Source organism: Aeromonas sp. R4-3 (assembly GCF_040908275.1).
GTDB classification, from domain to species: Bacteria; Pseudomonadota; Gammaproteobacteria; order Enterobacterales; family Aeromonadaceae; genus Aeromonas; species Aeromonas rivipollensis.
Genome location: NZ_JBFODK010000026.1, coordinates 1 through 26,714, shown reverse-complemented (window position 1 = coordinate 26,714; position 26,714 = coordinate 1). Strand labels below are relative to the sequence as shown.

Here is a 26,714-nt window from a genome sequence, read left to right as displayed (position 1 = left end):
GAGGGCGCTGGCTGGCGCTGTCATTTTCTTTCAAATGATCGGTAAACTATCCACAAAAGCTGTGGAAAACTCTGTAGATTAGCGGTGTGTCTGGCGTTAGTTAGCTGATCTTAAAGGGATATTCTGATTTGATCCTGACTGGATCGCAATTGTGCAATCCCCCTGCGCGGGTGTGAGTGTTTGCTTATCGCCGGCTCCTTGCCAGGAGGCGTTCGCGGCCAGTCCGGCGGATCCTGCGAGGATCCGGATTTGATCTCGCCGATCAACAGATCCCTGTCCGCCATAAAAAAACCCGCCTCTCGGCGGGTTTTTCACAGGGTCAGCGCTGGGCGATATTACTCGGCCTGGGCTGCCTGGATACCGGTCAGGGCTATGGTGTAGACGATGTCGTCCACCAGAGCGCCACGGGACAGGTCGTTGACCGGCTTGCGCATGCCTTGCAGCATGGGGCCGATGGAGACCAGTTCTGCGGAGCGCTGTACCGCCTTGTAGGTGGTGTTGCCGGTGTTCAGGTCCGGGAACACGAACACAGTCGCTTTACCTGCGACCGGTGAGTTCGGTGCCTTGGACTTGGCCACGTTCTCCATGATGGCCGCGTCGTACTGCAGCGGACCGTCGATGATGAGATCCGGGCGCTTGGCCTTGGCCAGCTCGGTCGCTTCACGCACTTTCTCTACGTCCGCGCCGGCGCCAGAGGTACCGGTGGAGTAGGATATCATGGCGACGCGCGGCTCGATGCCGAAGGCGGCAGCGGAGTCGGCGGACTGGATGGCGATCTCGGCCAGCTGTTCGGCGCTCGGGTCCGGGTTGATGGCGCAGTCACCATACACCAGCACCTGATCAGGCAGCAGCATGAAGAAGATGGAGGAGATCAGGGACGAACCCGGGGCAGTCTTGATGATCTGCATCGGCGGACGAATGGTGTTGGCGGTGGTGTGCACGGCGCCGGAGACCAGACCGTCCACTTCGCCACGCTCCAGCATCATGGTGCCCAGCACCACGTTGTCTTCCAGCTGTTCGCGGGCGACCACTTCGGTCATGCCCTTGTTCTTGCGCAGCTCGACCAGACGCGGCACGTAGCGCTCGCGCACTTCCAGCGGGTCGATGATCTCGACGCGATCGGTCAGTACCACACCCTGCTGTTCGGCGACGCGACGGATCTCTTCCGGGTTGCCCAGCAGCACCGGACGAGCGATGCCACGCTCGGCACAGATGGCGGCAGCCTTGATGGTCCGCGGCTCTTCCCCTTCCGGCAGCACGACGCGCTTGTTGGCCTGACGGGCCAGCTCGGTCAGCTGATAGCGGAAGGCCGGCGGGCTCAGGCGACGGGAGCGGGTGGACTTGGCAGAGAGAGACTCGATCCAGTGCTTGTCGATGTGGCCAGCCACATAGTCCTGCACCAGCTCGATACGCTCGCGGTCATCTTCCGGGATGTCGACGTTGAAGTTCTGCAGGCTGACGGCGGTCTGCCAGGTGTTGGTGCCGGTGATCATGATCGGCAGGCCGGTAGCCATGGCCTGTTGGCACAGGGCAATGACTTGCGGCTCAGGGTGATAGTTGCCGGTCAGCAGCAGGGCACCCAGCTTGACGCCGTTCATGGCGGACAGGCAGGCGGAGACGATGACGTCGGAGCGATCGCCTGAGGTCACCAGCAGGCTGCCCGGACGGAAGTGCTCGATCATGTTATGGATGGAGCGGGCACAGAAAGTCACGGTCTGCAGGCGACGGCTGTCCAGCTCACCCTTGTGCAGGATCTTGGCGGCCAGATGCTTGGCGAGATCCTTGGCGCGCGGGGCGATCAGCTGGGTGTTCCAGGGGATGCAGCCGAGGATGCGCAGCGGGCTCTTGCCGAACACCTGGAGCACTTCCAGGTTGTGGGCGGTGTCGGAGGTGTGGTGATGGGCCTCGAACATCTCGGTCAGATCGGGGCGGGTCACGCCGTGCTCGTCAACCGGTGCACCCACCTTGTTGATGACGCAGCCCACGATACGCGGGTTGCTGACGCCACCGAAGTTGGAGCAGGCCAGCTCGATGCGCTCTTTCAGCTTTTGGCTGGAGTCGTTGCCCGGATGAGTCACGAACACCATGTCGGCGTCCAGCGCCTTGGCGACGTCGTAGTTCAGCTTGTTGGCAAAGGGCTGCTTGTCGGTCGGCACCAGGCCTTCGATCACCACCACTTCGGCACCGCTGGTCTTCACGTGCTCTTCGAAGCGAGCCACTATCTCTTCCAGCAGGATATCGGTGTTGCTGGAGGTGATCATGTTCTCGGCATAGGAGAGGGCGAACGGCTCGGGCGGGTTGATGTTGGCGGCAGCGCGGATCACGGCGGTGGAGCGCTCGGTACCGGTTTCACCCGGACGCGGCTGGGCAACCGGTTTGAAGAAGCTGACATTGACACCGTGACGTTCCATGGCGCGAACGACGCCAAGGCTCACGGAAGTTACGCCGACACCAGTGCCGACCGGGATGAGCATAATAGTGCGTGCCACTTATTACCCCTTGTTCATTTTTTGGGATCAGGAAAAGGCCGCCCTGGGGCGGCCTTGCTCTACAGCTAATTTATGCGCCGACCAGTTCCAGCGCGTCGTGGGCGATGACCCACTCTTCGTTGGTCGGGATAACCAGGGCCTTGGTGGAGCCAGCCTTGGTGATCTCGCCACCCTTGCCGAAGCGCGCCTTCAGGTTGGCGTCGTGGTCGACGTCAAAGCCCAGCAGGCCCAGCTTGTTCAGGGTGATCTCACGGATCGGGGCGGAGTTCTCGCCGATGCCGCCGGTGAAGACCACGGCATCCAGACGACCGTCCATGGCGGCGGCGTAAGCGCCGATGTACTTGGCCAGACGGTAGCAGTACACGTCCATGGCGCGCTTGGCTTCTTCCTTGCTGTCGTAGTTGTCTTCAACGAAACGGCAGTCGGAGGTGACTTCGGTCAGACCCTGCAGGCCGGATTCCTTGGTCAGCATGGTGTTGATCTCGGCGACGCTCATGCCCAGCTTGTCGTGCAGGAAGAAGATGATGGCCGGATCGATGTCACCGGAACGGGTACCCATCACCAGGCCTTCCAGCGGGGTCAGACCCATGGAGGTGTCGACGGATTTGCCGTTCTTGATGGCGCAGACGGAGCCGCCGTTGCCCAGGTGGCAGTTGATGATGTTCAGCTCTTCGACCGGCTTGTTCAGCTGCTTGGCGGCTTCCAGGCTGATGTAGTAGTGGCTGGTGCCGTGGGCGCCGTAGCGACGGATGCCGTTCTCTTTGTAGAGCTTGTACGGCAGGGCGTACAGGAAGGCTTCTTCCGGCATGGTCTGGTGGAAGGCGGTGTCGAACACGGCTACGTTCTTCTCGGCCAGCTCAGGGAAGACCTTGAGGGCGGCACGGATGCCGATCAGGTGAGCCGGGTTGTGCAGCGGCGCGTAAGGAATGGCGGCTTCGATACCGGCGATCACGTCTTTGCAGATCCGCACGGAAGAAGTGAATTGCTCGCCGCCGTGTACCACGCGGTGGCCGATGGCAATCAGGTTCTTGGACAGTTCAGGGTTGAGCGGCAGGATCTTGTGGACGATGTAGTCCAGTGCTTCCTGGTGAGCGGCACCGGCACCCAGATCGGCACTGCCCTTCTCGCCGTTGAGCTTCCACTTGATGCGGGCGTCGTCGAGGTTGAAGCACTCGGCCAGGCCGGACAGCAGATCATCACCGGTGGTTGCGTCAATGACAGCAAACTTCAGGGACGAGCTGCCACAGTTAAGAACAAGAACCAGCTTACTCATGAATAAATCCTATCGCAGATTGGGTTGGGTTGGAGGATGCGCCGGACGCGGTGCGCCCAAAAACTATCAACTTATCCTTATGAGGGTTGGCAATCTGTTGCTTGCCCCTTGTATAGTGATACAAGACCCGGAATTCTGACGTCCCTGACAGGCCAGCAGCAAACCACTGGCGTAAAAATTGGGCGTACAAAGGATAACCTGATTGTTGAAAAATAACAAAGTCATCCTCAACCTTTGTTATTGCCTCTCAAATATTGTCGAGGTTTTGCCGTTAATACGTTCAAAAAGAGCTCGGAGGTAGTATGAGCATGAACATTTTTGGAACTAAATTACAGCAAGGCCGTCATTATATGACTCTTTGGCCGCGCCGTCCCGAGCTTAATTCCATGTTCCCGGAGAATCGGGTGATCAAGGCCACCGAGTTCGCCCTCAGGGTCATTCCGGCGCTCGCCGTGCTCAGCGTCATGCTGCAGTTCCAGTTCGGCGAGCTGCACTACTGGCCCTCCGTCATGGCCTCAGTGTTGTTCCTGCTCAGCCTGCCGCTGCAAGGCTATTACTGGCTCGGCCAGCGTGCCGATACCCGTCTCCCGCCCTCTCTCGCCAACTGGTACAGGGAGATCAACGGCAAGATGAACGAGCAGGGCGGTCATCGTCAGCTGGTGGCCCGACCCCGTTACGAGGAGCTGGCTGACACCCTCAACGCCGCCTTCAAGCAGCTGGACAAATCCTTCCTCTACGAATAACCCCGGCAGGGGAGCAAAAGGCGCCACCAGGCGCCTTTTTCACATTCAGGCGGCCAGTACCTTGCAGATCTCCTGGATGGAGAGCTTGTACTGACGGGGGCACTGACGCCAGGCCGCCAGCATGCGCTGGTACTTGTCGCGCATGGCGATGTCGCTGGAGAGCTCGTCACAGGGGCATGGCAGCTCGGGGAAGCGCTTGTCCACCTCCAGCAGGAAGCAGACATAATCCGCCAGTTCCCGCTCCTGGCTGCGGCTGTAGCCGTTGAAGGCCAGGCGACTCTCGTTCACCTCGGCCCGGGTACCGGCGTCTAGGTTGCCCCAGGAGATGGCCAGCGCATGATGCAGCTCCAGGGTGTCCAGCACCTCCTGGCAGGTGGCAAGATCCAGATGGCCGAAGCTCTTCTCCAGCTCGAGGATCTGCAGGCAGTAGCCTCGCTCGACTATGGTGCTGGCCCGCTGGTAAAACGCCGCCTTCTCCGGATTGAGTTTGGCCAGGATCTCGTACTGATTGCTCAGGATCAGGCGTTCGGTATGGCTCATGTTCATGGGCTGTCTCACTGGAAAATGAATCTGGGGCCACGTTAACCCATATCCAGGATGAATTTTTTGATCTGATAGGGGAGGTTGGCGAGAAAAACGGGGAGGAGGGCGCAAATAGGAGCGCTGCTTTTGGCAGGAGATTCCCGGCGCTTGCGCGGCAGAACAGGGGGCAAATGAACAGGGCCTGCATCTGCAGGCCCTGTTGTCGCCTCTGGACTGGCGGGGGTCAGCCCTTGACGAGGTCGAGCACCACCTGATGGTGATCGCTGGTCTTGAACTTGTCGAAGCGATGGGCCACCTTGCCCTCCTCATCGATGAGGAAGCTCAGCCGATGGATGCCATCGTACTCCTTGCCCATGAACTTCTTCGGGCCCCAGACGCCAAAGGCATCGGCCACGGCGTGATCCTCATCGGCCAGCAGCCGGAAGTTCAGGCTGTCGCGCTCCTCGAACTTCTTCAGGCGCTTGGCCGGATCCGGGCTGATGCCGAGCACGACCACGTTGAGAGCGGCCAGTTCGGCATTGACGTCCCGCAGGCCGCAGGCTTGGGTGGTGCAGCCCGGGGTCATCGCCTTGGGATAGAAATAGATGAGCACCTTCTTGCCCCGCAGGGAGGACAGACTGACCTGCTGACCATCCTGATCGGAGAGGGAAAAATCGGGGGCCTGAGTACCAACTTGTAGTGGTTGCATGGGGTCTCCTCGGATAAACGCCGTCAGGCGTATTTGTGATTGACGATGAACTCGAATGACTCGGCACCCAGTTCACGACAGAAATCGGCGAAGGCCGTTTTCGAGTCGGCCGCCTCGCCCTGCTTGGCCTGATTGAGCTGGAAATTGGCCTTGAGCAGGTTGAAGGGTTGCTGCTCGAGGGTGACGGTCTGCATGGCCTGGATGTCCCAGCCGTGATCGCTGAAGAACTGGGTGCACTGGCTTACGATGCCCGGCTGATCCCGGATCAGCACCTCGGCGCTGGCGCTGATGTCATATTGCAGGGAGTGGTGGCGCTCGGTGCGCTTCATCATGGTGATGAGATCCCACTCCTGGCTGCGCAGGGGGAGGCTTATCTCAAGCTGCATCAGGCTGTTCCAGTCACCGGACAACAGCATGATGAAAGTGAATTCGTTACCGAAGATGCCAAGACGGCTGTCGACAATGTTGCAACCGCAGCCACTGACGTGACGGGTAACCTCATTGACGATGCCAGGCCTGTCCGTGCCGATGGCCGTTACGACCAGGTAGTGAGTCATAAATCGTCTCTCGTCCATTTATTGCGAATGCGGTGACAGCGAGCGCGCTTGGCGGGCATGACGCCCTGCTCCGGGCTCTCTCCTGCCCTCGTGCATCCATACGTTTTGTGGCGGATGGTAACACGGCTTCTCCCTTGCCTCCCTTGTTTTTCAAAAGGGGCAGCTTTACCATTACGCCCCTGAAAATCGGGAGAAATATCCATGTTACGCGGTAGTATTGTTGCGCTCGTTACCCCCATGCTGGCCTCGGGTGACATCGATTGGACCAGTCTGGCGGCCCTGGTGGAGTATCATGTCGGTGCCGGCACCAGTGCCATAGTCGCGGTGGGCACCACGGGAGAGTCGGTCACCCTGAGCGAGCAGGAACATATCGCCGTCGTGGAAAAAACCGTCGAGTTCGCCGCCGGTCGCATTCCGGTCATCGCAGGTTGCGGCTCCAACAGCACTGCCCACGCCATCGACCTCTCCCGGCGTTTTGCCCAAACCGGCGTGGTGGCGGGCCTCTCGGTGACCCCTTATTACAACAAACCCACCCAGGAAGGTCTCTATCGTCACTATTGTGCGATCGCCGAGGCTAGTGGTCTGCCTCAAATTCTCTATAATGTGCCCGGTCGCACCTGTTGCGATCTCAAACCGGAGACCGTGGCTCGTCTGGCCAAGGTTCCCGGCATTATCGGTTTGAAAGAGGCGACGGGTGATTTGAGCCGCACCCCGCTGCTGCGCGAGTTGTGCGGGCCGGATTTCGCGCTTTATAGTGGCGATGATGCCAGCGGATGTGATTTTATGCTGCAAGGGGGCGATGGCGTCATTTCGGTCACCACCAATATTGCGGCGCCCCAGATGGCCGACATGTGTCGTGCTGCGCTGGCCGGTGATGCCGGGCAGGCTCATGACATCAACAATCGATTGATGCCGTTGCATCAGACTCTGTTCTGCGAACCGAGTCCCATCCCGGTGAAGTGGGCCTGTGCCCGACTGGGATTGATGGCGACGGCGACCTTGCGCCTGCCGCTGACCGACCTCACCCCCGAGGGGGAACAGGCGATGGCGCGAGCACTGACGACTGCGGAGTTGATGGCGAGTGTTTAAAGCAAATGGAAAGGGAAATGCAGTGCGCCTGGTGCTGAGTGTCGCGACTGTTGCCGTATTGGCAGCCTGTAGCTCACCCCAGGATCGCAAGATGGCCAACCGTGGCTTCGAGTATGAAGAGAGCCGCCTCGAAGGTCGCGCCTTCCTCGTGCCCGCCGGGTTGAGTACCCCCGCCTTTAACAGTAATTTCGACATTCCGGCCCTGCCGGAGAGCAGCCGCGAAGGTGCCATCGGCGCCAAGGTGGACGTGCGTCCGCCAGCCCAGCTGCTGACGGTGGTCCCTGGCAGTCAGGTGGTGGCCAAGGCCAGCGAGCCTACACTGGCCTTCTATGCCCTGAGCACCAGCCAGAGCGTGGAGCGCGATACCTGGGCCTTCCTGATGAACTTCCTGGCCCAGCACAAGGTCACCACAGAGAAGCTGGATCAGCAGGCCGGCGTGTTGCAGACCGGCTGGTTTGACAACTCCGCAGCCCTCGATGGCTGGGCGGAGGAGGACGAAGACTTCCGCATCCGTCAACGCTACCAGTTCACCCTCAGCAACGACCTGCAGCGTCACGCCGTCAACATGTCGGTACGGGTGCTGGATCATGAAGAGACCATAGACGGCGAGACCAGCACAGTGCTGACCCCGGCCGATGCCCAGCGTTATGCGACCCGGGCGCTGAACCAGTTCTCCCTCTACTACGACAAGCAGCTCAAGGCCCGCGAACAGCACAAGTCCACCGATGGCATGGGCCTGGAGCTGGGTCTGGACAACAACGAGCTGAGTGCCTGGATCGCCGATGGTTCCTTCGAGCAGGTCTGGCGCCGTCTCAATCAGGTGTTGCCGGCCTACGGTTTCACCATCAAGGACACCCAGCAGTCCCTGGGCTGGATCGACGTCGAGTATGACGAGCCCAATGCCGAGTTCTGGCAGGCCAAGGGGGCCGAGCCGTTCAAGCTGGAGGAAGACCAGTACCGCTTCCAGCTGGGCGAGATGGCCGGAGGCAAGACCTCCATCACCCTGTTCGACAAGGACAAGAAGCCGGTCGCATCCGGTGTCATCTCCCAGATGTATATCAGCCTGTCCGAGGCCTTTGCCAAAGGCGTGGCCGATCAGGCCGCTAAAGCAGAATAGAAACAGGGGCCTGGTGCCCCTGTTTTGTTATGCGGAGTCCGCGCCAAGGGCCCTCTTGGGAGCCTGCCCCGGCAGAGGGGCCTAGCGCTGTTTAGCTGAATGAATCCCTCGTAGACAGGAGCCTGATGCGCCTGTCTTGTCAGTCCCACAACAGGAAGTGTTATTAGCCATGAGTCTTGCAGATCAAGTATTGGCGGTGAATGACGATTTGCCGATCCGTACCGATAAACCTGTCCATTCCGGCAAAGTGCGCAGCGTCTACTGGTTGACCCCCGCAGACAGTGCCCGGCTCATAAGAGAGAAAGGCTATGATGTGCCTGCGGATACGCCGCTCGCCCTCATGGTGATCAGCGACCGCATCTCGGCCTTCGACTGCATCTGGCAGGGTGTGGATGGCTTGAACGGCGTGCCGGGCAAGGGGGCTGCACTCAATGCCATCTCCAGCCACTGGTTCAAGCTGTTCAAGGAGAAGGGACTGGCGGACAGCCACATCCTGGATATCCCGCACCCCTTCGTCTGGATAGTGCAAAAAGCCCGCCCCGTGATGATCGAGGCCATCGCCCGCCAGTACATCACCGGCTCCATGTGGCGTGCCTACAAGGACGGCGAGCGCGAGTTCTGCGGCATCCGTCTGCCGGAAGGGCTCAAGAAGGATCAGAAGCTGCCCGAGATCCTCATCACCCCCTCCACCAAGGGTGTGCTGAAAGGGCTGGATGGCGTGCCGGAAGCGGACGACGTCAACGTCTCCCGTGCCGACATAGAGCGCCACCATCAGGCCTTCGGCTTCCGCTCCCCGGCAGATATAGACAGCTATGAAGCCCTGCTCAAGGAGGGTTTCAACGTCATCAGCGAGGCTCTGGCCGCGCTGGATCAGATCTTCGTCGATACCAAGTTCGAGTTTGGCTATGTCCAGGATGCCGCCGGTCGCGAGAAGCTCATCTACATGGATGAAGTGGGTACCCCCGACAGCTCCCGTATCTGGGACGGCGCCGCCCTGCGCAATGGCGAGATCGTCGAGAAGTCCAAAGAGGGCTTCCGCCAGTGGCTGCTGAACCACTTCCCGGATCCGGACATCCTGCTCAACAAGAACCGCATGCCGGAACGCTTCGCCCTGGCCCGGGACAACAAGTTGCCCACCGAGGTGATGATGGACATCTCCCACACCTACGTGGGGATCGCCGAGAAGGTCATAGGCCACAAGCTGGTGCGCAGTGCCAATCCCAAGCAGGAGATCATCGAGGTGCTGCGCGAGCACTACGGTCTGATCGACTGAGGCTGACCGCCTTTTTTTTGCCGCCGGCGCACAAACGTTTGCTGGTGGTGAAGGCCGCAAGCCGACAAACAGACGGGCCCCATGACGGGGCCCGTTTTTATTGGCGTCTGGCAGTGGGAGAGGGCGGCCTCAGCCATTGACCCTGAAGATCTGGCCGGTCTGTACCCCCAGCACCGACTTCTGGTAAGCCTGCGCCACTTTGGCGGCGGGCACAGGCACGAAGCCCGGGAAGAAGTCTGCGTATTTGCCCATGGACTCCTCCAGCACGGTCGGGCTCACCACGTTGATGCGCAGGCCCCTCGGCAGTTCGCAGGCGGCCCCCTTCACGAAGTGCTCTATGGCGCCGTTGATGGTGGTTGCACTGACCCCCCAGTGGATGGGCTCCTCGCTCAGTATGCCGCTGATGAGGGTGATGGATCCCTTGTCGTTGAGATGGGGAATGGCGGCGCGGGTCAGGTTGATCTGGCCCATCAGCTTGCTTTGGAGCCCCAGCTGCCACTGCTCGTCCGTCATCTCGGTCAGGGCGTTGAAGGCGACGCTGCCGCTGGCGACCACCAGGGCATCGAACCGGCCTATGCCCGCAAACAGGGCGGCGATGGAGGCGCCATCCGTCATGTCGACGGTGGCATCCCCTCGGCTGTGGCCGACCCGGATCACCTCCTGGTCTCTGGCAAGCAACTCGCTGACGGCGGAACCTATGGTGCCGGAGGCACCCACAATCACAATTTTCATCTTGGTCACTCCTGATGGGGATGTGTTGATGATAGCTGGATGAAAAAGGAGAAAAAGCGCTTAAGATGAACCCATTGTTTCCATATTGGAGCTAATGGATGGACATCGCCCATCTGAGCAGTTTCTACGAGGTGGTGCAGCGTGGCAGTTTCTCCGCCGCCGCCGATGCATTGGGGGTGAGCAAGGGGATGCTGAGCCGCCACGTCAGCGCCCTGGAGTCCGCCCTCAATGCGCAACTGCTGCAGCGCACTACCCGTCGCCTCAGCCTGACCGAGGCGGGCAGGACCCTCTATGTGCAGGCGGGCCAGATAGCCGCGCTGGCACGGCAGGCGGAGCAGGACATCCAGGCCCTGACCGAGGAGGACGGCGGCCGCCTGCGCTTCACCTGCCCGGTCAGCACCGGCGATCGCATGGTGAGCGAGCTGCTGGCGCGCTTTGCCGAGATCTGCCCCGGGGTCGAGGTGGAGCTCAACTTCACCAACGCCATGATCGACATGAGCCAGGGGGAGAATGACATCGCCCTGCGCGCCATGGATCAGGTGCCGGACAACCTGGTGGCGCTGCCCCTCGGGCAGTTGAAAGACGTGGTGGTGGCGAGCCCAACTCTGCTGGCCCGGGAGGGGCTCCCCGCCACCCCCTATGAGCTGGGCGGGCGCCCCTGCCTGCTCCAGGGGCACAACCCGGCCTGGGAGCAGTGGCATTTTCGCAAGGCAGGGGAGGAGGCCCACATCCTGGTGCAGGGCAAGGTGCGGGCCAATCACTACAGCACAGTGCTGCAACTGGCCCGCTCGGGCATGGGGTTTGCCAAGTGCCCGCTGATGCTGGTGGAGACGAGTCTGGCCAGGGGCGAGCTGGTGGCGGTGCTGACGGACTGGCAGACGGCCCTGCACCCGCTCCATGTGCTCCATGCCCAGCAGCGCCGGGTACCGCGCAAGATACGGCTGTTCAAGCAGGTGCTGGCCCAGTGGTTTGCCGAGCGGCCCCACTACCTGCTCTGAGCCCGTTATTTTTCTGTCATCTTTGGCTGCTAGCCTGCGCCCATCATAGCGAGCAGAGAGAGACAGGGAATGAAGGGTCATCAGGGTTGGGTTGGGGTCATGTTGCTGTGTGCCGGCTGGTCGTGTGTCAGCTCAGTGCAGGCCGAGGTCAGGGTCGAGGTGCCCGGGGATTTCCAGATCCTGGCGGTGAGCGACGGCAAGGTGCAGGACGAGCAGCATGGGGTGCTGGCCGACGGGGCGCAGCAGTTGCTGGTGCGCTATGAGGGGGTGATCCCGAGTCGCAACAGCAGCGACAACGATCGCCAGATCCGCTCCGAGCCCCAGGTGATCCGCTATGAGGCCCGCGGCCAGTCGGTGCGCCTGCAGGCCGCAGTGCCCACCGACGAGAAAGGCATGGAGCGCTACGCCAAGGCGCCGGTCGTGAGCCTGCTGGCGGGGGATAAGCCCCTGAAGGTGCAGCAGGATGCCCTGGTGGTCAACGGAATGCAGATCGGCATGGACTGGCACGCCAGGTTGATGGAGTACAACCGCGGCACGGGCAAGGCGGTGCTTGCGACCGGCGCCGTGGCGACCACGGCAGCGGCGACGGCGGCCCAGGCCCCTTCAGTCCCTGCCAGCGAGCTGGAGGGGCAGCTGCAGCAGCTCTTCCTGCAGGCGGACCCCGAACTTCGCAAGCGCTTCATCGGTTGGGCCGTGCCCCGGCTTTAAGTTTGCCCCCCGTTGCAGTAACGTGGGCACACTCATCTCCTGACGTGCCCATGTTGACCAGCGAGGCCCCATGTTTGAATTGCATCCCCGCCTGCAGGCGGATACCCAGATACTCGGGGATCTCCCCCTTTGCCGCGTGCTGCTGGCCAAAGACAGCCAGTATCCCTGGCTCATCCTGGTGCCCAGGGTCGCCAGGCTGCGGGAAATCCACCATCTGGCCCCCGCGCAGCAGCAACAGCTGATGCAGGAGTCTTGCGCCGTCGCCACCCTGATGGAAGAGGCGCTGAACCCGGACAAGATCAACGTGGCGGCGCTCGGCAACCTGGTGCCCCAGCTGCACCTGCACCATGTCGCCCGCTTCAGCACGGATGCCGCCTGGCCGGGTCCCATCTGGGGAGCGCACCCCGCGCTTCCCTATCAGGCACAAGATTTGCGACAGCAGGCCGATAACTGGCGAGCCCGGTTGGCCACCCTGGGTGGATTTCAGCCGTTTCTGACTGACAATCTGGTCAAGTGAGAGGCGGCTCGCGGTTTCAGCACCGGGATCACGCAATCTGTTAGCGTATCGGACGCGAGCGTGATGACATGGGCGGTGAGACAGACAAGCCTATTTTTTCGATCAGCAGGAAGGTTCCATGATAGTAACAAGATCCGAGGATGATGCCGTATTGACCACAGAGGACGTGCTGCTGAGCCTGTGCAATTCGGTCACGGGCGTCTTGAGCGCGGCGACCCAGACCCAGGTGCGCTTCTCCGGCATGGTGCAGCGGATCAGCAAGACCTGCCTCAAGCCGGATATCGGCTGTTTCGTGCTGTTTGATGGCGGCTTCTCCGGCTTGGTGGTGATCAACTTCTCCGCCGCCGCGGCCATGGAGCTCTACCAGAGCTACATGCTCAGCATGGGGCTCTCCAAGGAGGATCTCGCCATCTCCCACACCTCTGACGAGGTGAGCAACGTCATGGGCGAGCTGATGAACCAGATCCTCGGCAGCTTCACCGGCAAGGTGGGACGCGAGCTGCAGACCCACATCACCCAGAACCAGCCCAAGATGCTGGCCCTGAACAAGCAGGTCATGTTGAGCGTGGATACCAACCTCGACAATCCCGAGACCCGCAGAGTCACCTTCTTCACTGCCAGCAACAACATCTTCTATCTGGAGCTGGCGATGGACGGCACCGAGTTCATTCGGCTGCACAACGAGGGCAGGGATCAGGAGGAGATTGACCCCGATGCGTTGATCGCCCAGACCAAGCTGGCGGCGACCAAGCCGGCCTCGGCGGTCGCGCCTGCGAGCAACGAGCACGACGATCTGCTGGACTCCCTCGGTATCTGACGCCGTCAGGAAGCGAAAAACAGCGAGGCCACCCCTGGGTGGCCTCGCTGTTTTCGACAGGGTTCGGCTTAGAAGTTGTACAGCAGGCCGGTGCTGAAGCGGGTGGCCTGGGTATCGTAGAAGTCGATGTCGGAGTCGGCGCCGGAATAAGCCGCCGTGAAGGTCGCGGCCAGGGCCTTGACCCCGAACAGATTGTGCCAGAAGAAGGTGCCGTTGATGGCGAACTCGTCTGCATCGGCACGCTGGCCGAACAGGGGATTCGCCTCGTCATACTTGCGCTTGCCGGCATAGAGGTTGCTGACGATGGACCATTGCGGGCCCCGCTTGGCGTAAGTCAGCTGCAACCCTGTGTTGTCGAAGCTCTCGGCACTGCCGTCGAGCCTGGCCTGCTTGTAGAGGATCGCCGGCTCCAGCAACTGGTTGCCGCCGAAGTGGAACTGGTAGGAGAGCGCCATGTCGTGCACCTTGCCGTTGCGATCCAGCATGGCGGCATACTGGGTGCCGTGTGTCTGGTCATACTGCTGACCGCTGCGCTCCTCGTCCAGATCCACTTCCCGGGTGGTGAGGGTGCCGTAGAAGTTGCTGCCCCAGATCTTGTCCCAGGCAAAGCGCACTCCCTTCGACTTCACGTCGGTGGCGCTGCGATCTACCCCGGTGGCGAAGGGATCGCTCCACAGCTCCAACGGCATGGCGTTGAACACCAGGGAGGTGGCCACTATGCCCTTGTCGCCCATCTCCTGGCGGAGGCCCAGCTGCTGGGTGAAGTCGAAGCGCACCGCATCCTGGATCAGGTTGCCGAGGAACACCTGGGTGCGGGTGTCGGCGAAGGTGTAGCGGATGTCGGCGTTGATAAGCGGCGTCAGGCCGCTCTCGTTGTCGGGAGAGCCGAGGTCGTTGATTCGACTGTGGTTGTCATCGCCGGCGTAGAAGTTGGACTCGTAGCTGACGACATTGACCCCGCCGAGCAGGAAACCGGACCAGCCGGACTCTCTGGGGATCTCGCCAAGATCGGCGTGGGCGGCATTGGCGGCTAGCAGACCAAGACTCAACAGGACATGATTGCGCATGGGGTGTGCTCCTGACACAGGGGATGACAAGGGTGGCAGTGCGGCTCGGGATCCTTTGCTGAACCGGAGCTGACTGACTCAGGCGGGAATGCTACCCCAGTCGGAGTGTGACGTTAATCAATAATTTAAGGTGCAAGGGGCAAGAGTTCAGGGCGCCGTACTGGTATTCTGTTTGCGCAATAACGGGGAGAAAACAACGAGATGAAGCAAATCAAATCCTGGGCGCAATACTATGTCGACCTGATGACCAAGCTGGGACTGGTGCGCTTCAGCATGTTCCTGGCGACCGCCATCATAGTGCTGGCGGTCTCCATCCAGATGGGGGTGACCCTGTTTCTGCGCGGCACTGTGGACATAGTCGACCTGGTGCGCTCTGTCTTCTTCGGCCTGCTGGTGACCCCCTGGGCCGTCTATTTCCTCTCCATAGTGGTGGATCAGCTGGAAGACTCCCGCCAGCGGCTGACCCGCATGGTGCGCAAGCTGCAGGACATGCGCGAGCGCGACCTCGAGCTCAACAGCCAGTTGCAGGAGAACATCAGCCGCCTCAATGCCCAGATAGCCGAGACCAACCGGGCCGAGACCCTGCGCCAGCAAGCCATAGAGGATCTGGAGAACGAGGTGTTCCAGCGGGAGAAGGCCCAGCTGCACCTGGGGGAGCGTACCGCCCTGCTGCGCTCCTTCATCGACTGCTCCCCGGATCTGGTCTACTACCGCAACGAGGACGAGCAGTTCTCCGGCTGCAACCGCGCCATGGAGGAGCTCACCGGCAAGGTGGAAGCCGAGCTCATCGGGCTGACCCCGTTCGATGTCTACAAGCAGGAGATAGCCAACAAGGTGGTGGAGACCGACAAGCAGGTCTTTGCCAGCAACGAGCCCCTCACCTATGAGCAGTGGCTGGAGTACCCCGATGGCCGCAAGGCCTACTTCGAGCTGCGCAAGGTGCCCTTCTTCGACAGGTTCGGCAAGCGGCTCGGCCTGCTCGGCTTTGGTCGCGACATCACGGAGCGCAAGCAGTATCAGGACAAGCTGGAGAAGGCGAGCCGGGACAAGACCACCTTCATCTCCACCATCAGCCACGAGCTGCGCACCCCGCTCAACGGCATCGTCGGCCTGAGCCGCATGCTGATGGACACGCCGCTCGATGCCAAGCGGCAGCAGCAGCTCAAGACCATCCACCTGAGTGCGGTGACCCTGGGCAACATCTTCAATGACATCATCGATCTGGACAAACTCGATCGCCGTCGCCTCGAGATAGCGCCTGCCCCCATGGATCTGCCCGCCTTCCTCGACGAACTGGAGATGCTGTCGCGCATCCAGGCGGAGCAGAAGGGGCTCTATCTGCATTTCGACAGGGATGGCGACATGCCGCAGTTCGTGATGGCGGACGGCACCCGGTTGCGTCAGGTGCTGTGGAACCTGGTGGGCAATGCGGTCAAGTTTACCGACGAGGGCGGGGTGACGGTGCGCTGTCTCGCCCACGCCGCCGATGAACCGGGCAAGCTGGCGCTGCACTTCGAGGTGGAAGACACCGGGGTCGGCATTCCGCGCGCCCAGCAGGAGAAGATCTTCGCCATGTACTATCAGGTGCAGGGCAAGAAGCACGCCACCGGCACCGGCATCGGCCTCGCCGTCTCTCGCCAGCTGGTGCAGGCCATGGGCGGTCAGCTCTATGTGGACAGCGATCCGGGGGAAGGCTCCTGCTTCACCGCCGAACTGGAGGTGGATTGTGTCGCGCCGCAGGCGACCCCGCCTGAGCCCGAGATGCCCTCCCTCGACATACTGCTGGTGGAGGATGTGGAGCTCAACGTCACCGTCGCCTGCGCCCTGCTGAACAAGCTCGGCCATCAGGTGCAGGTGGCGCGGGACGGCACCCAGGCGCTGGCCATGGCCAACCCGGATGACTTCGACCTCATATTGCTGGACATCCAGCTGCCGGACATGACCGGCTTCGACGTAGCGGCCCAGCTGCTGGCCCGTTACGGCGACAGCCTGCCCCCCATGGTGGCGCTCACCGCCAACGCCACCGGCGATCGTCAGTACTATCGGGATCACGGCATGCAGGATGTGATCAACAAGCCGCTCGGCTCCAGGGCGGTGCGGGAGGTGATAGGCCACCTGTTCGCGGATCTGGCGGACGACGAGGCCGATGAGCAGGCGGACGCGGGCAACCAGGATGCACTGCTGGATCTGCCCTTCCTCACCGATTACGCCAGCACGGTCGGCAAGCCGGTGCTGCTCTCCAGCGTGGATCTGTTCGAGAAGATGATGCCGGACTACATGGCGGTGCTGGACTCCAACATGATTGCCAAGGATCAGGCCGGTGTGGTGGAGGAGGCGCACAAGATAAAAGGGGCGGCGGGCTCCATCGGCCTGCGCCGCCTGCAGCAGACGGCCCAGCTGATCCAGAGCCCGGATCACCCTGCCTGGTGGGAGAACGTGGAGGACTGGATTGAGACACTGCGCCGTGAATATCCCGGCGACATCGCCCGCTTGCGGCGCTGGTTGTTGTCGTGAACCTGACGGACGTTGCAGGCAAGGAGCCGCACCATGTATGACAGTCTGATTACCCCGGCGCGCATTCACCCCTGGGGCAGCGAGGAGCTGCTGGAGGCGACCGAGCAGGATCGTGCCCGCATAGTACAGGCGGCGCCGGTGCGCCGGTTGCAGCAAAAGACCCAGGTCTTCCCGCTGGATGTGAAGGCCTCGGTGCGCAGCCGCCTCACCCACTCCCTGGAGGTGCAGGAGACGGGTCGCCAGATCAGCAGGCGCATCCTGGCGGCCCTGCCGGCGGGCACCGTCTGCGAAGGGGCCTTCATCAACCTGGTGGAGATGGCCTGCCTGCTCCACGACGTCGGCAACCCGCCGTTCGGCCACTTCGGCGAGCAGGTGATGAGCCAGTGGCTGGCACAGTCGCTGGATGAGCTGTTCGCCAGCGCCCATGAACAACTGCCGAGCCCGCATTGGGCCGAGTTGCGCCAGGACCTGCTGGTGTTTGACGGCAATGCCCAGAGCCTGCGGCTGGTACACAGCCTGCACGAGATGAACCTCACCCTGGGCCAGCTGGCGGCCCTGTGCAAATACCCGCAGCAGCCCCTGCTGCACAGTCCCCAGGGCTATGGCCAGCACCATGGCTGGACCAGCAAGCGCGGCATCTTCTTCAGCGAGCAACCGCTCTACCGCGCCCTCGGCCAGAGTCTGGGGCTGGCGCCGGGATGCCGGCATCCGCTGGTCTACATCATGGAGGCGGCAGACGACATCTCCTACTGCATCGCCGATCTGGAGGACGCGGTGGACAGGCGCATCCTTACCCAGGGGGAGCTGCTGGTGGCGCTGCGCAGTGCCGATGAGGGGGACTACATGGCCACCCTGCTCGAGGAGGCGCTCGCCTCCGGCCGGGGCTTCTTCCCCCATTTTCGCCAGCAGCTGACCCGGGATCTGGTGGCGCTCGCGGCCCACACCTATGTGAGCGATCACGAGGCCATACTGAGCGGGGCCTACCCCAGGGCGCTGCTGCACGGTCAGGCCCCGGCGGCGCAGGTGCTCGACACCCTCAAGCAGGTGGCCCGCGAGCAGGTATTCATGCGCCCCGAGGTCGAGGCACTGGAGCTGGAAGGCTATGCCGCCCTGCGCGGTGTGCTCTCCACCTACGCCTGCCTGCTGGCGCTGCCGGCTGCCCAATTCGAGCGGTTGCTGGCCGGCAACGGCGGGAGCGAGCTCTTCTTCGCCCGGCGGCTGTTCCACCGGTTGTCGGCCCGCCACCTCAAGGCCTACCGGCTGGCGGTGGCTAGCCGGGATCCGCGCTTTGACTATGGCACCGAGCAGGAGTGGTACTACAGGGTGCGGCTGTTGCTCGACTACGTCAGCGGCATGACGGATACCTATGCGCTTGAGGAGTTCAGGCTGTTGTCCGGGATTTGACCGGGGCCGGTTCTGGCCGCATTCCACCCATATGGGTGGGGGAGATATTGCGTAAAATTCGGTGTTTTTTTAGACTGTGGCAACTTGTTCAACTTTCACACGGTAAGGAGACGATCATGCAACATTCCATGTTCAACGTTGCGTTCGATCGCTGCAATGGCAGCGCGAAGACTCGTGCTCTTTATTTACCGCGTGGAGGGAACAGGTAACACCTGCTTTTTCATCACCCGCGGTTGTCCCGCAGGGTGATGCCTCTCTCCGGGAGAACCGCACGTTCAACTGGAGAATATTATGTCTATCGAACTCGCCCTGCTGCGCCGCGTCGAAACCCTGGTTCAAAAACGGATCACCCGGCTGGAACGTCGCGTCAGCTATCTGCATCTCTCTCCCGCCCTGCTCAAAGACATCGGGCTGGAAGGGCACAATGTGCAGGTCGCCCACATCCGTGAGCGGGAGTTTCAAACCGGTTTCCGACTCGGGAATCGAATAACCTGAGGCGAGGGGCTCCGGCCCCCGACTCCTGGATGGCAGGCCTCGGCCTGCCATTTTTCTTTCCTGATGAGCATTGTCTCAATTTTGTTGTCGCACATTTAGCCAGACACATTATGATCCCCCTCCTATCCATACGGGAGTTAACTATGCTTTGCCGCTGCTATCGCCTCATCCTGTTGTGCTGGCTTGCTTGCTGTAGCCAGGGGGCGACGGCGGTCGAGACGCTGCTGCACAAGAGCGCCTTAACGCCCTCCGGGCAGCAATGGCTCTTCACCCACGATGAGCTGGTGGTCGGCATGCCGGCGACGGCCTGGCCCCCCTATATCTATACCGATGGCCGGGGAAACTTCACCGGCCCCCTGGATGCCTTTGCCTCTCAGATTGCCGGCAGCCTGGGTCTCGAGCTGCGTTATCGCACCTATGCCAACAATACGGCGGTCCAGCAGGCGTTGCTGGACGGCAAGATTGACATGGTGATCGGCGTGGCCCCCAGCCCGATCCGCAAGCTGCAGATGCTGTTTACCTCCGAGCTGATGGCGCTGCCCCGCGCCGTCCTGTTGACCGGAGGGCGGGAGAGCCTCTCCCTGGAGGAGGCCTACGGGGTGCGTTGGGTCTGCGTCTTCGGTGTTAGCGCCTGCGATGAGCTGCTGCGCCTTGGCATCTCGAACCTGGTGACGGTGGACAGCCGGGATGAGGCGATCTTCATGCTCAAGGAGGGGAAGGCGGACGCCTATCTGGCCGAGCTGCCCATGTTGAGCCGCCTGCAGGCCATGGCGGGCATGGCGGTCACCACTGTGGACTGGATGAAGGATACCTCCCTCGCCATGGCGGTGGCGCCGGGCAACGAGCCGCTGCAGGAGCTGCTCGAGCGGGCGCTGGATGACATCTCGCCCGGCGAGCGTCGCCGCATCCTGGAGGCGGGGGGCATAGTTGACTATGAGCTGGTGAAGGGCAGCAAGGAGGTCGTTTTCAGCGCGCCGGAGCAGGCGTGGCTGCAGCAGCACCCTGTGCTCAAGTATGGGGTCGCCCCGGATTGGCCCGGGATGAGCGAGATAGATGATAAGGGCCGGCTCAAGGGGCTGGTTGCCGATCTGCTGGCGATGTTGAACCAGCGCGCCGGCCTGCAGTTCACCCTGGTGCAGACCAGGAGCTGGGCCCAGACACTCGAGCTGTTCCAGGCTCGCAAGCTGGATGTCATCCCGGCCATGACCCCGACCATGGAGCGCCAGCAGTTTGCCCGCTTTACGCCCAATTACGTCTCTTTGAATCGGGTGATAGTGGGCAGGCATGGCATGGCGGAGCTGACCAGTCCCAGGGAGTTGAAAGGGTACAGGGTGGGCATGGTGGGGGGCTCGGTGGAGAAATCCCTGCTGAGCGAGGTGGGGGCCGAGCCCGTGACGGTCGCAAGCGATCCCGAGCTGCTGCCGCTTTTGGATCAGCAGAAGGTGGACTATGTGCTGATGAGCATGACTACCCTGGAGCAGTCGTTGCAGCGGGGCTTCAGCGATCGCTATCAGGTAGTCTTCTCCGGCAGCGAGTTGCGGGTTCCCATCGCCATGGCGGCCCACCTGCAGGATCCCATGTTGCAGCAGATCCTGACCAAGGTGCTGCTCTCAATCCCCCCGGAGGAGCTGGTCGCCCTGGAGAAGAAGTGGCTCTCCCTGACCATACATACGGGGTTGGATCCGCACAAGGTGTTGCTCTGGTCCTCCCTGGGCGGGGGGATTTTTCTGCTCTTCCTACTGTTGTTCGTGGGCTGGAACCGAACCCTGCGCCGCCAGATCAGTCAGCGGCGGGAGGCGGAGCGTCGGCTCGAAGAGCAGCTGGTGTTCGTTCAGATGATGCTGGATGCCCTGCCCAACCAGGTGGTGCTGACCAATGAGCGCCATGAAATTGCGATGACCAACCTGGCATATCGACAGATGTTCCTGGGGGGCGAGAACCTGAACGGCTCCTATGAGAGCTTGCTCAAGGACAGGCTGCCTGAGGCCATCCGGGCCAGGGTGATCGAGGAGGATGCCAGGGTCTGGGAGAGCGGCGAGGAGTTCCACGGCCGCGGAGAGATCCAGCTCGCAGACGGAGTCGAGCATCAGATGATCTACACCAAGCGGCTGTTCGTCGGCCCCGACGGCAAGCGGCTCGGGATCCTGACCGTACTGACGGACGTCACCGAACTGAGGCAGGCGCGTTCAGCGGCGCAGGAGGCACAGACCCGGCTGACCCAGATCACCGACAGCATGCCGGGGCTGGTCTATCAGTATCACTGGCTGGGGCCGGGCAACGGCAGCTTCCTCTACACCTCCCAGGGGCTCAAGGAGATGCTGGGATCCGAGGAGACCGACGACAGCCTTCTGGGGCTGACGGGGCAAGCCCTGCATGACTTCGTGACCACGGTGGAGCGCCATGCCCTGACCATGCAGCCGCTGGATCTCGAGGTGGAGATCAAGCGCCAGGGACAAGCGGGCTACCTGCAGATCCGGGGCCACTTCGTGCGACAGGAGGGGCTGGAAGGGGTCATCCTGAACGGGGTGGTGCAGGACATCACCAAGCTCAAGCGCCAGGAGCTGGAGCTGCGTGAGGCCAGACGGGTGGCGGAGGATGCGACCCAGGTGCGCAGCCGGTTCCTCGCCACCATGAGCCACGAGTTGCGCACCCCCATCTCCGGCATGCACGGCATGCTGGAGCTGCTGCAGATGAGCTCCCTCGATGACGACCAGCGTTACATGCTGCGCAACATCTCGACCTCCACCAATCACTTGCTCTATCTGGTGAACGACATCCTGGACTTCTCCAAGATGGAGGCAGGGCAGCTGCAACTCAATCCCCATCCCTGCCGGTTGACCTCTGTCATCTGCGACGTCATCCGGGGTCATGCCACCCTGGCCTATGGCAAGGGGCTCAACGTGACGCTAGGGTGGGGGCCGGAAGTGCCGGATCACGCCAGCATGGACGCGGTGCGGGTGGGTCAGGTGATCTCCAATCTGCTGAACAATGCGGTGAAGTTCACTGAGGCGGGGGAGATTGCCATCCAGGTGGGCTATCAGGACCATAGGCTGACATTGAAGGTGCGGGATACGGGGATCGGCATAGCCCGGGAGAAGCAGGTCAATCTGTTCACCCCCTTCAAGCAGGTGGAGTCCGACATCACCCGGCGTTTCGGCGGCACCGGGCTCGGGCTCGCCATCTGCCATCAGCTGACCCTGAAGATGGGGGGTAGCCTGGTGCTGGAGAGCGAGGCGGGGGTCGGCACCACTGTGACCTTCGCGATTCCCCTGGCCGAGTGCCGGTGGGATGCCCCGCCGTTGGCAGGTCAGAGCTGGTGGTGGTCCGGTGAGGACGAGGTGCTGCAAGCCGTGATGGAGCAACTCGGCGCCACACTTCACCCCCTGACCGCAGATCAGTGGCGTCATCCCCTTGAGGGCTACCTGCTGGCGCAGGAGAGCCGCCTGGAGCAGGTCCTTGGCAGTGGCTGGTTGCAGCATTTGCAGCAATCTTCCCTCAAGGGCATAGTACTCTCCCCCCATGAGGCATTGCGTGGCCGCATGGGCAGTGACGCCTGGTGGCGGATAGGCCAGTCTCCCATCTACCCGGACCTGCTGCTGGAGACCTGTCGCCAGCTGTCGAGCGAGCGGCCGAGCCAGCCGATGCAGATGCAAGGAGAGCGGCTCAGGGGCAGGGTGCTGGTGGCGGACGATCATCCCGTCAACCGCGCGCTGCTGACCCGGCAGCTCGCCATCCTCGGCATAGACCCCGAGGTGGTGGATGATGGGGAGAAGGCGCTGCGCGCCTGGCAGGGGCAGGAGTTCGCCCTGCTGCTCACCGACTGCCACATGCCGGTGATGGATGGCTATACCCTGGCGCGCACCCTGCGGGCGGCCGGTAACGAGGCGCCCATCATAGGTGTCACCGCCGATACCTCGGAGGAGGCCAGCCAGCAGATGCTGGAGGCCGGCATGAACGACATGCTGTTCAAGCCCTACAGCCTGGAAACCCTGCGCCAGACCCTGGCTCGCTGGCTACCGGCGGTCAGCCCGCAACAAGAGACAATGGCGCCCCGGCAAGCAGAGGTTCAGGCACCGGGAATAAGCTGGTTGACCCTGTTTGGTGACGAGGCGGTGGCGCGCAGCATGGGGAGGGAGTATCTGGAGGCCAACCGGCAGGATGGCGAAGACATGATGCTGGCGCTGGCCAGACAGGATACCCAGGCGCTGGTGGAGACGGCGCATCGCATCAAGGGGGCCGCCCGCATGGTCGGGCAGCAGGCCCTGGCGACCGAGGCCGCCCAGCTGGAGGCGGCGGCCAGGTTGAAGCAACTGGACAGACTCGACGAGCTGGGCCAGACGGTACAGGCATTGATGGACTCTATCAGAGGTGAAATGGAGTTATGGCTCGATGAATAGTGCACGGCATGAGTTGGTGATCATGGTGGTGGAGGATCACAACTTCCAGCGCAAGGCCCTGATGCACCAGATCCGCGGGCTTGGCTACGGCAACCTGCTGGAAGCCCAGGACGGAGAGGAGGCGCTGACCCAGTGTCAGCACCATCAGGTCGATATCCTGTTCTGCGATCTGCGGATGCCGGGCATGGATGGCATGGCCCTGCTGCGCCGCCTCTCCCTGGGTGGCTTTCGCGGCGGCATAGTGCTGTGCAGCGCACTGGAAGACGATGTGGTCGACGCCGTGCTGCGCATGAGCCGCGCCTACGGTCTGCAGGTGCTGGGGCGTATCGACAAACCCGCCAGTCATCAGCAGATAGCCCAGTTGATCGGCGCCTGGCAGCCCCAGCAGGCGCGCAGCCAGGAGGAGGACGGCCACAGTCTGAGTCTGGATGAGCTGTACCGGGCCCTGGAGCAGGACCAGCTGCTGCCCTGGTATCAGCCCAAGGTGAGTTTTGAAAACGGTCAGTGGGTCGGCATGGAGGCGCTCGCCCGCTGGCAGCACCCCGAGTATGGGCTCATCTCGCCGGCCCGCTTCATCCCGCTGGCGGAGCACAACGGGCTCATGGATCCGCTGACCGAGGTCATCATCGGCAAGTCACTGCGCGACGGCCACCTGTGGGAGAAGACAGGGCTCTCCCTCAACCTGTCGATGAACCTCTCCACCACCTCGCTTATCGAGGGGGATCTGTGCAATACCCTGCTCAATCACTGCCAGCGCTGGAGCATCAACCCCGAGCTCATCACCCTGGAGGTGACAGAGAGCGCCTTCGTCAAGGATCTCGGCAAGTCGCTGGAGGTGCTGACCCGCTTGCGGATGCACGGCTTCGGCCTCTCCATCGACGACTTCGGCACCGGCTACTCCTCCATGCAGCAGCTCGCCCTGCTGCCGTTCACCGAGCTGAAGCTGGACAGATCCTTCGTCGATCGCTGCTATGAAGATCCCTCCCGCCTCGCCATCATCGAATCCAGTATCGAACTGGCGCGCAAGTTGGGGTTAAAATCGGTGGCAGAGGGGGTCGAGGACGAGGCCACCTGGCTGCTGCTGGCCAGGCTGGGGTGCGATCAATGCCAGGGGTTCTTCTCCGCACGCCCCATGCCACGCGAGGAGTTGCTCGTCTGGCATGACACCTGGCGCGAACGATTGCCCGCATTGATCGGGCGCTAATCAAGGGCAGGATGCCCGCTGCGACACAAGGATGGTCATGAAAATATCAAGCAAGCTGTTGTTGAGTTTCTGTTTTATCAACCTGCTCATCATTCTCTCCTCCGCCCTTGTCTACCATCAGCTCGGCCGGATTGAAGCCTCCCAGGAGGCCTTGCTGGGCCAGGCCCTGCCAGCCCTGCAACGGGACGAGGCGAGCCAGAAGGCCCTGATCGCCACCGTCTCCTCCCTGCGGGCCTACCTCATCCTCGGCAAGGATCCCGCGCAAGGTGCGCGCATCAAGCAGGAGTGGGAGCAGGCCTGGCGAGCCATAGAGCAGCAGGGATTCACGCCCGCCCTGAGCCGCTCCCTCAAGAGCTTCAAGGGGGCGCAGGAGAAGGTGTGGGCCCTGGCCCATACCGAAGAGAACCTGCCGGCCCACACCCTGATGCTGCTGGAAGCCGGTCCCCTGGCGGAGGCTGCCCTCGATCAGCTGCAATCCATTGCCAACGAAGAGGTGGCGACGCCCCAGGAGACGCTGCCCGGCGATCGCCGCCTGCTGCTCAAGCAGGTGGGGGATGCCTACAACGGGCTGGCCAATGCCCTCTCCGCCCTGCGGGACTTCCTCATCTCGGGGGACAAGGAGTATCGCGACAAGTACCAGGACTACTACCAGTTCCATCTGCAGCGGGTGGCCGAGCTGAAACAGCAGCAGGCCAACTTCACCGAGGCGCAGAAGGGGTTGTGGACGCTCTTTGAGGAGATGTCTGCCCCCTTTGCCGAGCTGGTGGGGCAGGTGATCGCCAGACGGCAGGCGCCGGACTGGGATCAGGCCAACCACCTGATGGCCACCGACATTGAACCTGCGTTGACCCAGCTGGCCAGTCAGCTGGCGAGCCAGGTGACCCAGACCAGGGGAGAAGTGGACAAGATAGCCGGCAAGCTGGCCGGTGCCAGTCAGGCCATCCACCGTACTCTGCTGCTGGCGACCACCAGCGTCATCTTGCTCGGCACCCTGGTGGCCCTGCTGTTCAGCCGCCGCCTGACCCGTGACATCGCCAGCCTGGTGAACCGGGCCGGGCAGGTCGCCGATGGCCGCCTGCCGAGGGAGCCCCTGCCGGTGCTGCGCCAGGACGAGCTGGGCGGATTGACCGGCTCCATCAACCGGATGTCGAGCCAGCTACGCCAGCTGGTGGGGGAGATCCAGGGTGCGGTGGCGCAGGTGGAAGGGGCCGGCCGCGAGGTGGGTCAGACCACCAACGCCATAGTGGACGATCTGGCGAGTCAGAATCAGCGGCTGGATACGGTCGCTGCCGCCATAGAGCAGATGTCCGCCAGCACCCGGGACGTGGCGGGCAACATCGCCGACGCGGCCGGCGCGGCGCGTCAGACCGAGCAGCAGGCCAGGCAGGGGGAGCAGGCCCTCGCCCGCATGAGCGCCACCATGGCGCAGATTGCCGCCATGATCACCCAGGCCAATCAGGCGATGACGCTGCTTCGCAGCCAGAGCGAGCAGGTGGGCCGCGTCACCGAGGTGATCGCCACCATAGCCGAGCAGACCAACCTGCTGGCGCTCAATGCCGCCATTGAGGCGGCGCGCGCCGGGGAGCAGGGGCGGGGGTTCGCCGTGGTGGCGGACGAGGTGCGCCAGCTGGCCAGCCGTACCAGCCAGTCGACGGCGGAGATCAACCAGACCATCGCCAGCATACAGCAGCAGACCCGGCAGACGGCCGATACCGTGGGCAGCGGCACCCTGCTGGTGGAGCAGGGCAGGGGCGCCGTGGCCTCGGCCACCGAGACCCTGGCAGCCATGTCGGCGCTGGTGCAGGATCTCTGCGGTCAGCTCGCCGCCATCGCCACCGCGACCGAGCAGCAGTCCAGGGTGGCCCAGGAGGTGGCGGGCACTGTGGAGGAGATCGCCGGGCTCAGCCATCAGTCCAGCGAACACAGCCAGCAGGGGGAGCTGATCGCCGCCAGACTGACCCGGGAGACGGGCCAGCTGACCGCGGCCATCAGCCGCTTCGAGCTGGGTGCCTGAGTCAGGCTGAGGTGACAAAAAAGCGGGGCAGGCCTATGGGCCTGCCCCGCTTTTTTCAGTCCAGACGCTGGATGG

General features: G+C 62.5%; 21 protein-coding genes. 14 read left to right on the top strand and 7 right to left on the bottom strand.

Features of this window, described 5'->3' with window-relative positions:
• Positions 1–335 precede the first annotated feature (335 nt).
• Complete coding sequence (gene pta / locus AB5Y91_RS07620; protein ID WP_025328159.1) at positions 336–2,489, bottom strand: phosphate acetyltransferase; 2,154 nt, start codon at positions 2,487–2,489, stop codon at positions 336–338.
• A gap of 70 nt (positions 2,490–2,559) precedes the next feature.
• The gene (locus AB5Y91_RS07615; RefSeq protein ID WP_025328158.1) at positions 2,560–3,762 is read right to left on the bottom strand and encodes an acetate kinase; all 1,203 of its coding nucleotides are present in this window, start codon (positions 3,760–3,762) and stop codon (positions 2,560–2,562) included.
• Between the two features lie 302 nt (positions 3,763–4,064).
• Between AB5Y91_RS07615 and yfbV the strand changes: the two genes are divergently transcribed.
• Positions 4,065–4,505, top strand: a complete 441-nt coding sequence (yfbV, locus tag AB5Y91_RS07610; protein WP_025328157.1) for a terminus macrodomain insulation protein YfbV — start codon at positions 4,065–4,067, stop codon at positions 4,503–4,505.
• A 45-nt stretch (positions 4,506–4,550) separates the two neighbouring features.
• On the opposite strand, the gene AB5Y91_RS07605 is transcribed toward yfbV, so the two are convergent.
• The 3 genes from AB5Y91_RS07605 to AB5Y91_RS07595 form a co-directional block, all read right to left on the bottom strand.
• On the bottom strand, positions 4,551–5,051 hold the full coding sequence (locus AB5Y91_RS07605) for a YfbU family protein (protein ID WP_368169455.1): 501 nt from the start codon (positions 5,049–5,051) through the stop codon (positions 4,551–4,553).
• 220 nt (positions 5,052–5,271) lie between these two features.
• Positions 5,272–5,736 (bottom strand): thioredoxin-dependent thiol peroxidase, encoded by a 465-nt coding sequence (gene bcp, locus AB5Y91_RS07600; RefSeq protein WP_106885901.1) that lies wholly within the window; start codon positions 5,734–5,736, stop codon positions 5,272–5,274.
• 23 nt (positions 5,737–5,759) lie between these two features.
• Entirely contained in the window at positions 5,760–6,293 is a 534-nt protein-coding gene (locus tag AB5Y91_RS07595; RefSeq protein ID WP_025328154.1) for a glycine cleavage system protein R, read from the bottom strand.
• A 201-nt stretch (positions 6,294–6,494) separates the two neighbouring features.
• On the opposite strand from AB5Y91_RS07595, the gene dapA reads away from it, so the two are divergent.
• The 3 genes from dapA (at position 6,495) to AB5Y91_RS07580 (ending at position 9,772) form a co-directional block, all read left to right on the top strand.
• Entirely contained in the window at positions 6,495–7,382 is an 888-nt protein-coding gene (gene dapA / locus AB5Y91_RS07590) for a 4-hydroxy-tetrahydrodipicolinate synthase (protein ID WP_163149587.1), read from the top strand.
• Positions 7,375–8,499, top strand: a complete 1,125-nt coding sequence (bamC, locus tag AB5Y91_RS07585) for an outer membrane protein assembly factor BamC (protein WP_106885903.1) — start codon at positions 7,375–7,377, stop codon at positions 8,497–8,499. Before dapA ends, bamC begins: the two co-directional genes overlap by 8 nt.
• A gap of 169 nt (positions 8,500–8,668) precedes the next feature.
• Positions 8,669–9,772, top strand: a complete 1,104-nt coding sequence (locus AB5Y91_RS07580; RefSeq protein ID WP_368169454.1) for a phosphoribosylaminoimidazolesuccinocarboxamide synthase — start codon at positions 8,669–8,671, stop codon at positions 9,770–9,772.
• 129 nt (positions 9,773–9,901) lie between these two features.
• Here AB5Y91_RS07580 and AB5Y91_RS07575 read toward each other — a convergent pair whose 3' ends face one another.
• On the bottom strand, positions 9,902–10,504 hold the full coding sequence (locus tag AB5Y91_RS07575; protein ID WP_289981823.1) for a short chain dehydrogenase: 603 nt from the start codon (positions 10,502–10,504) through the stop codon (positions 9,902–9,904).
• Between the two features lie 98 nt (positions 10,505–10,602).
• Between AB5Y91_RS07575 and AB5Y91_RS07570 the strand changes: the two genes are divergently transcribed.
• The 4 genes from AB5Y91_RS07570 (at position 10,603) to AB5Y91_RS07555 (ending at position 13,544) form a co-directional block, all read left to right on the top strand.
• Positions 10,603–11,502, top strand: coding sequence for a LysR family transcriptional regulator (locus AB5Y91_RS07570; RefSeq protein WP_289981822.1), 900 nt, complete (start codon positions 10,603–10,605; stop codon positions 11,500–11,502).
• Between the two features lie 69 nt (positions 11,503–11,571).
• Entirely contained in the window at positions 11,572–12,210 is a 639-nt protein-coding gene (locus AB5Y91_RS07565) for a DUF2057 domain-containing protein (RefSeq protein ID WP_368169453.1), read from the top strand.
• 70 nt (positions 12,211–12,280) lie between these two features.
• Positions 12,281–12,727, top strand: coding sequence for an HIT domain-containing protein (locus tag AB5Y91_RS07560; RefSeq protein ID WP_368169452.1), 447 nt, complete (start codon positions 12,281–12,283; stop codon positions 12,725–12,727).
• 118 nt (positions 12,728–12,845) lie between these two features.
• Positions 12,846–13,544, top strand: a complete 699-nt coding sequence (locus AB5Y91_RS07555; RefSeq protein WP_106885909.1) for a DUF3334 family protein — start codon at positions 12,846–12,848, stop codon at positions 13,542–13,544.
• 68 nt (positions 13,545–13,612) lie between these two features.
• On the opposite strand, the gene AB5Y91_RS07550 is transcribed toward AB5Y91_RS07555, so the two are convergent.
• Entirely contained in the window at positions 13,613–14,611 is a 999-nt protein-coding gene (locus AB5Y91_RS07550) for a DUF2860 family protein (RefSeq protein ID WP_368169451.1), read from the bottom strand.
• 201 nt (positions 14,612–14,812) lie between these two features.
• Here AB5Y91_RS07550 and arcB point away from each other — a divergent pair, with 201 nt between their 5' ends.
• The 6 genes from arcB to AB5Y91_RS07520 all read left to right on the top strand — a co-directional run bounded on the left by arcB (position 14,813) and on the right by AB5Y91_RS07520 (position 26,639).
• Positions 14,813–17,125: an aerobic respiration two-component sensor histidine kinase ArcB gene (arcB, locus tag AB5Y91_RS07545; RefSeq protein WP_171276789.1), complete on the top strand. Its 2,313-nt coding sequence runs from the start codon at positions 14,813–14,815 to the stop codon at positions 17,123–17,125.
• A gap of 33 nt (positions 17,126–17,158) precedes the next feature.
• Positions 17,159–18,529 carry a dGTPase gene (dgt, locus tag AB5Y91_RS07540; protein ID WP_368169450.1) on the top strand — a complete coding sequence of 457 codons (1,371 nt, stop codon included), beginning with the start codon at positions 17,159–17,161 and terminating at the stop codon, positions 18,527–18,529.
• Positions 18,530–18,820: 291 nt separating this feature from the next.
• Positions 18,821–19,024, top strand: a complete 204-nt coding sequence (locus AB5Y91_RS07535) for a hypothetical protein (RefSeq protein ID WP_139745667.1) — start codon at positions 18,821–18,823, stop codon at positions 19,022–19,024.
• 143 nt (positions 19,025–19,167) lie between these two features.
• On the top strand, positions 19,168–23,421 hold the full coding sequence (locus AB5Y91_RS07530) for a transporter substrate-binding domain-containing protein (protein ID WP_368169449.1): 4,254 nt from the start codon (positions 19,168–19,170) through the stop codon (positions 23,419–23,421).
• Positions 23,414–24,625, top strand: a complete 1,212-nt coding sequence (locus tag AB5Y91_RS07525) for an EAL domain-containing protein (RefSeq protein WP_368169448.1) — start codon at positions 23,414–23,416, stop codon at positions 24,623–24,625. Before AB5Y91_RS07530 ends, AB5Y91_RS07525 begins: the two co-directional genes overlap by 8 nt.
• Before the next feature lie 37 nt (positions 24,626–24,662).
• Positions 24,663–26,639: a methyl-accepting chemotaxis protein gene (locus tag AB5Y91_RS07520; protein WP_171276786.1), complete on the top strand. Its 1,977-nt coding sequence runs from the start codon at positions 24,663–24,665 to the stop codon at positions 26,637–26,639.
• Positions 26,640–26,714: the final 75 nt, after the last annotated feature.